The sequence below is a fragment of the Kitasatospora sp. NPDC056651 genome, assembly GCF_042792155.1.
Classification (GTDB): domain Bacteria; phylum Actinomycetota; class Actinomycetes; order Streptomycetales; family Streptomycetaceae; genus Kitasatospora.
In genome coordinates, this window is the sequence record NZ_JBHTWX010000160.1 from 1 (window position 1) to 13,511 (window position 13,511).

Here is a 13,511-nt window from a genome sequence, read left to right on the forward strand (position 1 = left end):
CACGGTGTAGGAACCTCGATCTTCTCAAACCGACAGTGCACCTGTCGTCGTATCAGCTGCCGCCCGCCGCCACTACCTGCGGATTCGGGTCAGAGCTCGTCCTCGTCGCCCCGTTCGACGTGCAGCGTCTCGCCGAACCGCTCCAGCGCCGCCTCCGGCCCGCAGCCGAAGGCGCGGCCGATGTACTCCCAGGTCATCAGGTTGCTGCGGGCCCTGCGGCCGGCGAGCAGCGCGGTCGACGCGGCGGCGCGCTCGAACCGGGCGGCCGCACGGGCGGCGGCGTACGGCTTGCTCTCCGTCAGGTCGCAGATCCGGTCCACCAGCGCCGCGACCAGCTCCTCGACCTCGCGCGGCACCACGCCCTCGGCCAGGTCGACGTGCCGCTCCCAGTCCGCGAACGGCCCGGTGGCCTCACCCACCGCCTCGGTCGCGTCGTCGTCACCGAAGTCCAACAGGTGCAGCCGCTCACCCCGCCAGCCGCAGCCGCAGCCACCGCGCACCGCAGTGGCCCGAGGGCCGTCCGCACCGTTGTAGAGCCACCAGGTGGTGCGCCCGTCCGGCAACGGCGCCGGCTCGCTGCCGTCCGCCAACACCGCCGCCGGGAAACCCCGGTGGCGTTTGCTCTCGTCTACCCATGGCATGCCGTGTCCCTCACGTCCCTGGAGTACGGCACCAGGGTTCTCGGCCCGTGACGCACTGTCAAGGCCTCGCGACAACGGGCCACGGCGCGACGGGCGGGACTCCTCGGCTCCCGTCGGCACGGCAGAAGCATCAGTCTCCGCGCCGCGACCCACCCCTGTCAGTCCGTATGGTTCCGGATTCCACCCCCGGCGGCAGGTGACTACCGTCCGATCCGTCGGAACTCCGGCGGTCCGGCGGACCGCCGCCACCCTCAGGAGGTCACGGTGACCACGAACCACCCCACCCGCAGGAGCATCCTCAAGTCCGCCGGCGGGCTCGGCGCCGCCCTGGCGCTCGGCGGCGCGGGCGTCCTCGCGACGGCCTCGGCCGCCCACGCGGCCGGCGACGGCTTCGGACTGCACATCACCGACCGCAACGAGGGCGACGCCCGGATGTGGTACTACCGCTTCCACACCGCCGAGATCGGCTGGGACCCGGCCGTCAACGTGCTGCTCCCCGACGACTACCACACCAGCGGCCGCACGTACCCCGTCCTCTACCTCCTGCACGGCGGCCTCCAGGACTTCATCGAGTTCGACCGCCGGGGCGTGCGCGAGTGGACCATCGGCAAGCCGCTGATCGTCGTGATGCCCGACGGCGGCCAGGCCGGCTGGTACTCGAACCCGGTCAACAGCAACGTCGGCCCCCGCAACTGGGAGAACTTCCACATCAACCAGCTGATCCCCTGGGTCGACGCCAACTTCCGGACCTTCGCCGAGCCCGAGGGCCGTGCCGTCTCCGGCTTCTCCATGGGCGGCTTCGGCGCGCTGAAGTACGCCGCCAAGTACTGGGGCCACTTCGCCTCGGTCAGCGCCCACTCCGGCCCGGCGAGCATCCGCCACAACGGCGGCGCGGTCGTGCACTGGGCGAATGTCTCCTCCGCCGTCAAGGACCTGGCCGGCGGCACGATCTACGGTGCGCCCCTGTGGGACCAGGCCCGGGTGAGCGCCGACAACCCGGTCGAACGCCTGGAGAGCTACCGCAACAAGCGGATCTTCCTGGTCGCCGGGACCAGCCCCGACCCGACCAACCCCTTCGACCAGTTCAACGAGTCCGAAGTGCTCGCCGAGCAGCGGGAGTTCCGATCCCTGCTGGACGGCGCGGGCATCCCCTACGAGGCGCACGAGGAGTCGGGCGGCCACTTCATCCGCCCCGACATGATGCAGCGCGACATCGACGGCATCATCGGCCGCCTCCGCAAGGCCTGAGGGGCGTGCCGATGATCTCCCGCACCTCGCGGGCGGCCCTGGCCGGGGTCGCCCTGCTGCTGCCGGTCAGCGTGCCGGTCGCTCCCGCCGTGGCCGCTCCCGCGGCCCCCGTCCGGGTCGCCGGGTTCGCCGCGGCCTGTCCGGCCCGCGGCCCGATCACCCAGCACTACTCCACGGAGCACAACGGCATCGACGTCGCCAGCGCCTACGGCACCCCGATCTACGCGGTCGGCGACGGAGAAGTGCTGAAGTCCGGCCCGGCAGAGGGATACGGCCAGTGGATCCGGATCCTGCACCCGGACGGGACCATCTCCGAGTACGGGCACATGTACGAGCGGGACGTGGCCGTCGGCGATCACGTGACGGCCGGCCAGCAGATCGCCCTGATGGGCGCCGAGGGTGAAGCCACCGGCCCGCACCTGCACCTGCGGATCTGGGGCGACCCGAACACGTCCGTGCGCGTCGACCCGGAGCCGTACCTCGCGGAGCGTGGCATCACCATGCCCTGCGTCCCGGGCAGCGGTCCGCGCCCGGCTCCGCCGGTGTATCCGGCGGAGTCCGGCCGGGTGGTCTCGGCCCGGTCGGCGGACGGGCGCCTGGAGGTCTTCGCCGCCGGCAGGAACGGCATCTCCCACGCCTGGCAGACCGTCGCGAACGGCGGTTGGTCGGAGTGGGAGGACCTCGGTGGCCCCGCCGACGCGGAGTTGGCGATCGGCCCGAACGCCGACGGCCGGCTGGAGGCGTTCGCCATCAACGGCAGCACCTTCCAGCACCGCTACCAGCTCCAGCCTTCCGGCGCCTGGTCCGGCTGGGAGGACTTCGGCGGTGGCGGCCATGACATCGCGGTCGGCTCCAACCAGGACGGCCGGCTCGAAGTCTTCGCCTCCGGTCCCACCGCCGTGTTCCACAAGTACCAGACGGCGCCCAACGGTGGCTGGTCCGGCTGGGAGGCCACCGGTGGGGGTCCGGCGAACAGTGAGATCGAACTCGGCAAGGCCCCTGACGGCCGCCTGGAGGTGTTCGCCCTCAATGGCAGCACCTTCCAGCACCAGTGGCAGACGGCCGTCAGCGGCGGCTGGTCCACCTGGGAGGACTTCGGCGGTGGCGGCCACGATCTGACCGTCAGTCACAACCAGGACGGCCGGATCGAGGTCTTCGCCTCCGGACCGGTCGGCGTCTACCACAAGTACCAGACCGATCCGACCGGTTGGTCCGGCTGGGAAGCCACCGGCGGCCCCGCCGACTCCCAGCTGACCAGTGAGCGTTCGCCGGACGGCAGGGTGGAGGTGTTCGCCATCAACGGCGGTACGGCGCAGCACATCTGGCAGACCGGTCTGAACGCCCCGTACGGCCAGTGGGAGACCTTCGGCACCGGCGGCACCGAGATCGGTGCGGCCGGCAACGCGGACGGCCGGATCGAGGTGTTCGGTTCCAACACCGACGGCGTCCACCACAGGTGGCAGACCGGCTTCTCCACCTGGTCCGAGTGGGCCTGGCTGAACACCACCCCCGGACCCGCCGTCGGCTGACCGAACCGGCAACCCCCTGGAGCACAGCGATGTACCCGATCGGCAGGCGCGGCCTGCTGCGGGCGGCCGGAGCGGGAGCACTCGTGCTTCCGCTCGCGGGCCGTACCGCCCCCGGCGGCTGAACGTCACCGCGATCGCCCCCGCCGGCACGGCCGCCTTCCGGCGTCGACAGTCGGTGCCCGGCGGGGTCCGGCGGCCGCGGGCCGCCTTCGGCGACCGCCCGGTGGCACCACTGCGCACGGGGACGCCCATGCTCTGACCGAACGCCCGTACCCACTCCTCCGGTTTTGTCAAGTAGCCTGCGGCATCCGGTTTATTGTCGTACGCGAAGAGGTACCGTTCGTCCGTCCGGCAACGAGCCGGCGCGCGAAACGGGGGAGCGGTGAGCGGGGCGGAGGAACGGTGAGCGGGATTGTCGTCCACCTGCCGGAGGGGAACGGCGACGACACGGTGACGTTACGGCTCGGGCCGGGAGAGCGGGCGCGCTTCGGCCGCGGCTCCGCCCACACCCCGGTGGAGCTGCGCCTCGGCGACGAGTCGGTCTCCCGGCTGGCCGGCGAGGTCCACGCGACCGACGACCACTGGCAGTTGAGCAACCTCAGCAACACCCACGCCTACCTGGTGGAGAACCCGGAGGGCGCCGGCGAGTACCTGCGGGTGCCGCCGCGGCGGATCGGCGCGCCGATCCCCTTCGAGTTCTCCCGGGTGGTGCTGCCGTCCCGGCGGGAGACCCCGCTGTCCTTCCAGGTGTTCGCGCCCGACCACGTCTATCTGGACCCGGACGCCCGCGGCGGCTCCCGGGAGAGCCGCACCATGACGGCGTACTCGCTGGACGAGACCGCCACCTACTTCCTGGTCCTGGTCGCGCTCTGCGAGCCGTGGCTGCGCGACCGCTCCCTCGCCGCCGTGCCCACCACCCCGCAGGTGGTCGCGCGGCTGCACGGCCACCCGGCGTGCGCCCGGCTCACCGCCCGCGCGGTCAGCTCGCACCTCGACTACCTCGCCGACGAGAAGCTCCGCATCGACCTGCCCGACGGCGACCGCGCGGACCGCCGCAGCGGCAAGCGCGAGGCCGTGGTGGGGCTCGCCCTGAAGTTCGGCATCGTCCGCGAGGAGCACCTCGCGCTGCTGCCGGGCCCCGAACCCGGCCGGACCGGACGGTAGGGAGGGCCGGCGATGCTGCGAGATCCGGCCTTCCCCGGGGACGGCGAGGAACTGCTGCCGGCCGGCCACCGGGTCGGCGAGTGGACGGTCACCGGGCCGATCGGCGAGGGCGGCTGGGCGACGGTCTACGCCGCCCGCCGGGCCGACGGCTCCGGCGGCCCTGACGACACCGTCGCGCTGAAGGTGCTGCCGACCGCCGGACTCGCCCCCCGTCAGGCCCGCCACGTCGCCGAAGCCGCCCGGCGCGAGGCCGAGTTGGGCCGCACCGCCCCGCACCCCCGGCTGGTCCGGCTGCTCGGCACCCTCGTCCTGGCCGCCCCCGACCAGCCCTCGCTGGACGGCGCGACCGTCCTGGTCATGGAACGGGCCCGGTGCACCCTGCGCGACCTGCTGGCCACCGGCGTCGACGAGGCCGAGGGGGCCCGGATCGTCGCCGGCGTCTGCGAGGGCCTGGCCCACCTGCACCGCTCCGGCTGGGTCCACACCGACCTCAAGCCGGAGAACGTCCTGATCGGCGCGGACGGCGAGGTCCGGCTCTCCGACTTCGGCCTCGCCGTCGAACTCAGCGGCACCCACGGCCACAGCGCCCCGATGGGCACCCCCGACTACCTCCCGCCGGAGCGCTGGCGGGAACCGCTCGGCGAGCGCGGCGTCAAGGTCCGTACCACCGCCGACATCTGGGCACTCGGCATCGTGATCCACGAGGTCTTCGCCGCCGGCGGCAGCCCCTTCCCCGGCGCGACCCCCACCGCTCGCAGCGCCGCCGCCCAGCAGTACGCCGAAGGCCGCGCCGCCCTGCGACTGGCGGCCTCCGTCCCGCCGTTCTGGCGCGACCTGGCCGCCGACTGCCTCGCCCCGACCCGCGCCGCCCGAGCCCCGCACACCGCGGAGAGCCTGCTCGGCCGCATCCGCGCCCACCGCTCCGGCCGGCGTCCACGCTGCCCGCGCCTTCGCCCCCGCCCGCGCACCGCCCTGGTCGCACTGGCCTCCTGCGCCACGGCCGTCGTCACCGTCACGGCGTTGTGGCCGCACCCGGGACCGCCCGGACAGCCGGCCCACGTCCGGGTCTTCAACGCCGAACGCGGCTGCCAGGAGCGCACTGACCGCGACCCCGGGTGCAGCCTGGGCCTCGCCGTCGACCCCCTGCGCCCCTACACCGCGGACAACACCGTCCCCGTCCGGGTCTGGCACAACGACACCCTCGACGCGGACTGCCAGCTCCCCACCGGCCTGCCCGTCATCAACGAGGAGGACGCCACCTCCACCCTCTGGTACCGCGTCCGCCTCCCCGGCCCCACCACCGCCTGGCTTCCCGCCGTCCGCACCCGCGACCGCCCCGACCTCCACCGCTGCCCGTGACCCTTCGCGCGGCCGGGGCTCGGCGGCAGGCGGGTCAGGGGCCGCGAGCGTCACCTCGCCGCCGGCACCCCGCTCCCGGACTCGGCCCCGGCCCCGGCCCTGGTGTTCACCGCCGCGCAGCTGCGGAGGCGATGAAATTGAACACGTTCAGATGGATGGGATAGGCTGCCTCGCGGAGCCGAGGCGCGAGGGGGAGCCCATGAAGATCGTCATTCCCGGCGGATCGGGTGAGCTCGGGAGGCTGCTCGACCGGAGCCTGACCGCCGCCGGACACGAGGTCGTCGTCCTCAGCCGCAGGCCCGCCGGACCCCGGCAGATCGGCTGGGACGGACGGACCCTCGGAGCCTGGGCGGCCGAGGTCGACGGCGCCGACGCCGTACTCAACCTCGCCGGCCGCAGCGTCAACTGCCGCTACACGGAGGCCAACCGGCAGGAGATGATGGACTCCCGGGTGCACTCGACCCGGGTCGTCGGCCAGGCCATCGCCTCCGCCCGCAGGCCTCCCGCCCACTGGCTCCAGATGAGCACCGCCACCGTCTACGCCCACCGCCACGACGCCCCCAACGACGAACGGGACGGCCTGATCGGCGGCAGCGAACCCGACGCCCCGCCCGCCTGGCGGTACAGCGTCGACGTCGCGCACGCCTGGGAACGCACCCAGGCGGAGGCCGACACCCCGCACACCCGCCGGGTCGCCCTGCGCACCGCCGCCGTGCTCGGCCCCGAGCGCGGCGGCTCCCTCGACGCGCTGTCCTGGCTGGCCAGGCTCGGCGTCGGCGGCCCCGTCGCGGGCGGCGCGCAGTACGTCTCCTGGATCCACGAACGGGACTTCGCCCGGGCCGTCGCGTTCCTGATCGCCCGCGAGGACCTCACCGGGCCGGTCAACCTCGCCGCCCCCGATCCGCTGCCCCAGCGCGAGTTCATGCGCGAGCTGCGGACCGCCTGGGGCATGCCGCTGGCCCTGCCCGCCACCCGCTGGATGGCCGAGCTGGGCGCCTTCGCGCTGCGCTCCGACACCGAGCTGCTGCTGAAGAGCCGCCGCGTCGTACCGACCCGGCTGCTCGACGCGGGCTTCGCCTTCGAGCACCCGAACTGGCCGGAGGCCGCCCGCGACCTCGTCCGGCGGCTGCGCGGGCGGTAGCCCGCCTCCGGGCGCGATGCCGTCGAGCCGCCGTGCGGAGGGTTCGTCACGGGGCCGTCACAGCTGCCCGCCGGCGCTTGCCCGGCCCCGGCGTTCCCGGGAGCGTGGAGCCACACCGAGGGGCACCAGGGGGCGGGATGCGGACGGTACGGCTGTCGTTCATGCACCAGTGGGGGAGCAACATCGGGATCGGCTGCGCGCTGGCCCTGGTCGCGTCCGTCGCGCTGGGCGGATCCGGTGCCACCGGACCGGGGGCGGCCACCCTGATCGGCGTGCTGATCGCCGTCGGCGTCGCCGTCGGGGTGCCGCACACCTTCTGGCTGCGCGAGGAGGAGAGCGGCCTCACCGTGGTCCGGCTGCTGCTCCCGCGCCGCTACGCCTGGTCGGAGATCCGCGGCCTGGCCATGGAGTTCCACGAGGAGATCGAGACCGGCGGCCACGAGGTCATCCTCCGGCTGCGCCTCACGGACCCGCCCGGCCGGTTCTGGGGCCCGCTGCTCGGCCGGGTCGACGTCACCGAGGACGACCGGTCGCGCGGCTTCGAACCGGCAGCCCTGGCCGAGCTGTTCGCCCTGTTCGGCCGGCACGGCCTGCCCGTCGAGCAGCCGGACTTCGCCAACGCCGTGCTCAGCCTCCACGGGCTGCCGCGGCTGCCGCCCGAGCCGGTGCGCGGCGTGCCGGTCGGTCCGGTGCCCACGGCCGAGGAGGCGTACGCGCGGGCCCCGGGCGTCGAGGAGGAGGAGAGGCACCTGGCGGCCTGGCGGAACACCGAGAAGAGCCCGCCCCGCGAGCGGCGCGAGTACCTGCTGCGCGGCGCCGCGCTCAGCGACCGGATCGCCGCCCTGGCGGAGGGTGACGCGGTCCTCGCGAAGGCCGGGCAGGCGCGGTTCTCGGCGGGCCGCCTGACCGAGCACGACGGCGTCACCGCCGCCGACGGCGAGGACGCGCGGCGGTACGTCCGCCAGCAGTACCTGGTCTGGTCCCGGGCCGCCGCCGACCGGCGGCCGGGCCGAGGCGGGCGCTGACCGGCGGAGCCCCGGCGGCCGTCGCCCGGCGGCCGTCGCCCGGAGGCCCGAGCCGCTACGCCCCCAACAGGTGGTCCAGCACCCGGCCGAAGACCAGGCGCCCCGCCCGCGAGACGACCGGATCGAGCGGCCCGGGAAGGCCGGTGACGGTCAGCTCCTCCGTCCAGACCGCCGCACTGCCGCCGCCGACCGCCCGGACCCGCAGCTCGGCCCAGCCGCGCACCGGACGGCCGCGCTTGACCAGCCGGCACCGCCCGTCCCGCCCGGGAACGGGGACGACCAGCTCGGTGATCTCCATCGGGTCGTCGAAGCGCAGCGGCCCGACGGCCGTCCGGGCGAGCACGAGGTCGCCGACCTCCCGGCCGGTGCCCCGGGCCACCCGGACCCGGGTGAACGGCACCCGCTCCCCGTGCCGGGGCCAGGCGGTCAGCCGCTCCCAGCAGACGGCGGGCGGCAGCGGCGAACGGCGGATCAGGACGAAACGGGCCACAGTCCGTCACCTTAGCGACAGTGCGGCCCCGACGGCGGTGCGCCCCCAACGGCAGCGCGGCGCTGACGCGGGGTGCCGACGGCGGTGCGCCCCTAACGGCGGTGCGGCAGGCGTCCCAGCAGGCCCGCCAGCGCCGTCAGGTCGCCGTCGTCCTCGACCAGCACCACTGTCGGCGGGTGCGCCGGAGCCCCCAGCCGGGCGATCTCGTGCGCGGTGACCCCGAGTCCCGGCGGCGCGACCAGGGCGACGGGCGCGCGGGACTCCAACAGCGGGCCGAGCACCGGGCGGTACGCGGCCGCGGGCGGGTCCTCCCCGGCGGGGCGCAGCACGCCGAGGGCCTGCGGGCCGGGCCAGCCGCGGGCGGTGCCGCGGTAGCGGGTGGGCGAGGCGTCGGGCGGCGGCAGCAGCAGGACCCAGCCCGCGCCGGGGCGGGCGGCCCGGCGCAACACGTCCAGCCGCACCGCCGGGCCGGCCGGCTCCCCGGGCCGCGCGGCGCTGCCGGCCGGCTCGCCCAGCCGGGGCGCCGGCTGCCCGGCGAGGGTGGAGCGCAGCACCTCGGTGGCGCCCAGACCACTCGGCAGGTCCGGGAAGGAGCGCAGCAAGTGGGCGCTCTGGTCCAGGAGTTCGACGGCGTCGCGGTCGGCGAGCAGGGCGCGGTCGTGGGTGGTGGTGAGGACCAGCCCGCCGGTGGCGTCGTAGTGGGCGGCCAGCGTGATCGGGTACGAGGTGAGGGTGCCGGCCGGGACCGGGCTCCCCACGTGGATGCCGTGCGCGGCCAGGTCGGTCTCCAGGCGCAGGTGGTGCGCCGCGGTGGGCTGGTGCTCCAGCACCACCAGGCTGTTCGGCCGCTGCCCGCGGGTGCCGGGTGTCCAGCGGTGGGCCTGACCGGGCGGGACCCACTCGTAGGAGGCGAGGTCGAGCACCCCGTCGCGCAGCGCCGCGAGCAGCTGCGGCACGGTGGTGCCGGGGTGCACCCGCACGGAGATCGGCAGCGGGTTGCGCAGCGCGCCGGGCAGCCGGTCGATGCCGTCCAGCGGGATGCCCCGGCCGGAGACCGTCACCGCGAAGCCGACCCGCACCGCCCGGCCGGGCCGACCCGGCCGACGGGGGCGGTCCGACTGCCCGGCGCGGTACAGCAGCAGCGCCCAGGCCGCTTGGAGCGCGCTGCTCTCGCCCGCGCCCCAGGCCGCCGCCCAACCGCGCAGCCGGACCGCCTCGTACGGGGTGAGCCGGCGCCTGGTCCGGGCGCTGCCGCGCCGCAGCGGGTCGGGGACGAGCGGCAGGACGGAGCCGGCGGACGGCCGGGTCGACCAGAACTGCCGCGCCGCGTCCGTGGACCGGCCGGTCAGCCAGCGGGCGTGGTCGCGCACGTCGGGCCGGCGCTCGCCGCCGGGCAGCACGCCACCGGTCAGGTAGGCGCGGTAGAAGGACTGGAGCAGCAGCCGTACGCTCCAGCCGTCCAGCATCGCGTGGTGGTAGGTGAGCAGCACCCGGGTGACCGGCCCCTCCGGGGCGTCCGGCGCGGCGTCGACCAGGGTGGCGCGCAGCAGCGCGGGGTGGCGCAGGTCGAAGCCGCGCCGGCGGTCGGCGTCGAGCAGTTCCTCCCAGTCGGCGGTGTCGTGGCGGTGCCGGATCACCTCGGGGACGGCGTGCTCGTGCAGCACCATCCAGGGCTCGTCGGCGCCGCCCTCCTCCCAGTCGAAGGCCGCGCGCAGCACCGTCTCGTGGTCGAACACGGACTGCCAGGCCGCCGTGAAGCGGCCGGTGTCCAGCGGCCCGTGCCAGCTCCAGGACAGCTGCTCGACGTGCCGCCCCTCGGGCTGCGCCTCGCCGATCACCTGGCGCAGCAGCTCCCGCTGGAGCGCGCTGGTCGGCACGGTGACCGGCTCCGGCGGGTGGGCCAGGGCCTCGCGCAGCTCCTCCAACAGGCCGACGGCGTGGGCCGGAGGCCCGGGGGCGAGGCCGACGAACAGCCGGCGCCCGCCGTCCCGGGTGTCGTCGACCAGGACCGCCCGCAGCGGGGGGCCGGCGGCCAGGCCGCGCCCGAGTTCGGCGAGCACCCGGTCGAGCCCGCCCGGGCCGTCCACCGTCCGCTGCCACAGCAGGTCCGGCGTGGACCCGGAGGGCGGCCGGGGCACCACGGTCCGCAGCGCGGCGCGCAGTGCGGCACGCAACTCCTCCGGCGGATGGGGGTGGTAGAGCTCGACGAGGACGAACTCCGGTGCCGCCGCCGGGCGTCCGGCGGCGGGCCGGGGACGGGCGGCGGGGCCGGCCAGGACGGCGCGCACCATCCCGGCGTCCAGCGGTCTCGGCGGCCGGGCCGCGGGCGGGCAGGGCTCGGGCGCTGGGGCGCCGACCACCAACAAGGTGACGGGTGCGCTGGAGAACTGATGGGTCGTCATCGTTGATCAGCGGGCACCGGAGCCCTCATCCTTCCCGTGGACCGGCCGGGATCGCGCCGGGGTTTACTGGGTGGCGAGCCCGCCGCAGACGTTCAGTGCCTGGGCGGTGATGCTGGCCGCGGTCGGGCTGGTGAGGTAGCCGGCCAGCGAGGCGACCTCTTCGGGCGTGGTGTAGCGGCCGAGCGGGATGTGCGTCTGGAAGTGCTGGTGGATGGTCTCGGGGGTGGTGTTGTAGGCGGTCGCGTACTCGTGGTGGATCCTGGCGGTGTGCGGGGTCTGGACGTACCCCGGGCAGATGGCGTTGACGGTGGTGCCGGTGGGTGCCAGTTCCTTGGCCAGCGCCCGGGTGAAGCCGATCACGGCGTGCTTGCTCGCGGTGTACGGCGCGCCCAGGGTGACGGCCTGCTTCCCGGCGGTGGACGCGATGTTGATGATCCGGGGGTGGGTGGTGCTGGTGATGTGGCCGTGCCGGAGGGTCTCCCGGGTCACCAGGAAGACGGCGTTCAGGTTGGTGTCGATGACGTCGTACCAGAGGTCGTCGGTGGTGGTCGCGGTCGGTCCGCCGCCGGTGCGCCCGGCGTTGTTGACCAGGACGGTGATCGGGCCGTGCTCGGTCACGGCGTGCCGGATCAGTTCGCCGACCTGGACGGGGTCGCGGACGTCGCAGGTGAGGCCGTCGGCTTGGTGGCCCTCGTCGCGCAGGCCGGCCAGGGCCTGGTCGATGTCCCGGGCGGTGCGGGCGCAGATGAAGACCCGGTGGCCGCGGCTGCCGAGTTCGCGGGCGATGGCGAGACCGATGCCGCGGGTGCCGCCGGTGATCAGGGCGAGGGGTTTCTCGGGTGCGGTGGTCATGGCGCGTCCTGTGGGTGAGGGCTGGGAGAGACCGGCGGGGGCGGCCGCCGGGGGGGGGATTGGCAGACACGCCCCTAGGCCGGGTACAGGTTGTAGGTGGTCGGGTGGGCCGTGGTGGGCGTGTTGAGGGCGGGGTCCAGGGTGAGGATCGCGTGCTGGAGGTGCTGGAGGTGCGGGGAGGGCTGGATGCCGAGCTCGGTGGTCAGCCGGTGCCGCAGGTGGTGGTAGGTGGTCAGGGCGCTGGTCTGCCGGCCCGCCCGGTAGAGCGCCACCATGGCCTGGGCGTGCAGGCCCTCGTGGTGCGGGTGCTGGTGGGTCAGGTGGGTGAGCTCGGGGATCAGCTCGTTGTGTCGGCCGAGCCGCAGGTCGGTGTCGATCCGGCGTTCCAGGGTGATCAGCCGGCTCTCCTCCAGGCGCATGATCTCGATGGTGAGGATCGGCCCGGGCCGGACGTCGACCAGCGCGGGGCCGTGCCAGAGCGCGAGTGCGTGGCGGAAGTGGGTGGCGGCCTGGTGGTCCTGGCCGTGGTTGAAGGCGTGCTGGCCCTGTGTGGTCAGCAGGTTGTAGGTGTGGACGTCCAGGTCGTCCGGGTGGGTGGAGAGCTGGTAGCCGCAGTGCCGGGTGGTGAGGATGTCCTTGGCGGTGGTGTGCGGGGTCGGCCCGAGGGCCTGGGTGATCCGGCGGCGCAGTTGCAGGATGTACGTCTGCATCGTGGTGAGCGCCTGTCTGGGAGGGTCGTCGCCCCAGATCTCCTCGATCAGGGTGGCCGTGGGCAGGATGCGGTTCGGGTAGAGCGCGAGGAGGGCGAGGATCTGGCGCTGCTTGCCGGCGGTGGGGACGACGGAGATGCCGTTGAGGTCGGCGGTGAGGGGGCCGAGGACCTTGAGGTGCATGGCGGTTCTCCTTTCGTGCGGGCGACGGGACGCGTGAACGGGGAAGCGGCACGTCGCGCTGTCGGATAAGTGTTCGAATCTGGGGGATGGTGGGGTGGATGCGTCGCACCATAGTTCCGGCAAGGGGCGGGGGTCGGATTCCTCAAGTGCCCGTCGAGTGCGGTTCCGGGCGCTCTGGTGAGGACTTCCGGGCAGGGGAAGCGGCGGCGGGGGGGGGGCCCCCGGGGGGGGCGGGGGGCCCCCCCCCCCCCGCCGGGCGAGTCGCTGCCCGGCCCTTGGGGGGCGGTCCGCGGCGATTCCCGGAGGTCTGGAGGAGGGGTCGAGAGGTGCTGGAAAGGGCTTCCGGGCGGTGGTGGGGTGTGTTGTGGTGGGTGGCGGGGGAGCCCTGGCCGCAGACGGCCCGATGGTCGTGGGTGGGCGGAGCACCGCTGGTCGGTGACGTAGACGCTCACGCATGGAACTGAGTGCGCGGGCTATGGAGCGTCCGGCTCGGCGGGATTTGAATGGTGCCACGACGACGAACCGGCCGGGCGCGACAGTCGCCCGGATCGGATCGGGTCTCCGGTGTTTCCTTCGAGTCTTGGAATGAGGGTGTTCGTGATGGCTGGTGTGGTGGATCTCGCGGTCGAGTCCGGTGTGGTGCTGGTGGTCGGTGGCACGGGGAAGACGGGCCGTCGGGTGGCGGAGCGGCTGGCCGGGCGGGGCTATGAGGTGCGGGTGGGTTCGCGTTCGGGTGCGGTGCCGTTCGACTGGAACGACGAGGGGAC

12 protein-coding genes are annotated in these 13,511 nt (G+C 74.5%); 7 read left to right on the forward strand and 5 right to left on the reverse strand.

What is annotated here, in order from left to right; translation table 11 throughout:
- Positions 1-89: 89 nt before the first annotated feature.
- Positions 90-641, reverse strand: coding sequence for a hypothetical protein (locus tag ACFRAR_RS36365; RefSeq protein ID WP_380704289.1), 552 nt, complete (start codon positions 639-641; stop codon positions 90-92).
- A 264-nt stretch (positions 642-905) separates the two neighbouring features.
- Here ACFRAR_RS36365 and ACFRAR_RS36370 point away from each other — a divergent pair, with 264 nt between their 5' ends.
- The 6 genes from ACFRAR_RS36370 to ACFRAR_RS36395 all read left to right on the forward strand — a co-directional run bounded on the left by ACFRAR_RS36370 (position 906) and on the right by ACFRAR_RS36395 (position 8,107).
- Entirely contained in the window at positions 906-1,889 is a 984-nt protein-coding gene (locus ACFRAR_RS36370) for an alpha/beta hydrolase (RefSeq protein WP_380704291.1), read from the forward strand.
- 11 nt (positions 1,890-1,900) lie between these two features.
- A complete protein-coding gene (locus ACFRAR_RS36375; RefSeq protein WP_380704293.1) occupies positions 1,901-3,418 on the forward strand; it encodes a peptidoglycan DD-metalloendopeptidase family protein in 1,518 nt (505 codons plus the stop codon).
- A gap of 402 nt (positions 3,419-3,820) precedes the next feature.
- Entirely contained in the window at positions 3,821-4,582 is a 762-nt protein-coding gene (locus ACFRAR_RS36380; protein WP_380704295.1) for a serine/threonine protein kinase, read from the forward strand.
- A 12-nt stretch (positions 4,583-4,594) separates the two neighbouring features.
- Positions 4,595-5,941 (forward strand): serine/threonine-protein kinase, encoded by a 1,347-nt coding sequence (locus ACFRAR_RS36385; protein ID WP_380704297.1) that lies wholly within the window; start codon positions 4,595-4,597, stop codon positions 5,939-5,941.
- 199 nt (positions 5,942-6,140) lie between these two features.
- On the forward strand, positions 6,141-7,082 hold the full coding sequence (locus ACFRAR_RS36390) for a TIGR01777 family oxidoreductase (protein WP_380704299.1): 942 nt from the start codon (positions 6,141-6,143) through the stop codon (positions 7,080-7,082).
- Between the two features lie 137 nt (positions 7,083-7,219).
- A complete protein-coding gene (locus ACFRAR_RS36395; RefSeq protein ID WP_380704301.1) occupies positions 7,220-8,107 on the forward strand; it encodes a hypothetical protein in 888 nt (295 codons plus the stop codon).
- A 55-nt stretch (positions 8,108-8,162) separates the two neighbouring features.
- Here ACFRAR_RS36395 and ACFRAR_RS36400 read toward each other — a convergent pair whose 3' ends face one another.
- The 4 genes from ACFRAR_RS36400 to ACFRAR_RS36415 all read right to left on the reverse strand — a co-directional run bounded on the left by ACFRAR_RS36400 (position 8,163) and on the right by ACFRAR_RS36415 (position 12,744).
- On the reverse strand, positions 8,163-8,597 hold the full coding sequence (locus ACFRAR_RS36400; protein WP_380704303.1) for an SRPBCC family protein: 435 nt from the start codon (positions 8,595-8,597) through the stop codon (positions 8,163-8,165).
- A gap of 92 nt (positions 8,598-8,689) precedes the next feature.
- Entirely contained in the window at positions 8,690-10,999 is a 2,310-nt protein-coding gene (locus ACFRAR_RS36405; RefSeq protein WP_380704305.1) for a condensation domain-containing protein, read from the reverse strand.
- A gap of 63 nt (positions 11,000-11,062) precedes the next feature.
- Positions 11,063-11,851, reverse strand: a complete 789-nt coding sequence (locus ACFRAR_RS36410; protein WP_380704307.1) for an SDR family NAD(P)-dependent oxidoreductase — start codon at positions 11,849-11,851, stop codon at positions 11,063-11,065.
- A 74-nt stretch (positions 11,852-11,925) separates the two neighbouring features.
- Positions 11,926-12,744, reverse strand: coding sequence for a BTAD domain-containing putative transcriptional regulator (locus tag ACFRAR_RS36415; RefSeq protein WP_380704309.1), 819 nt, complete (start codon positions 12,742-12,744; stop codon positions 11,926-11,928).
- A 585-nt stretch (positions 12,745-13,329) separates the two neighbouring features.
- Here ACFRAR_RS36415 and ACFRAR_RS36420 point away from each other — a divergent pair.
- The coding region (locus ACFRAR_RS36420) for an NAD-dependent epimerase/dehydratase family protein (protein ID WP_380704311.1) at positions 13,330-13,511 on the forward strand (182 nt) is incomplete at its 3' end.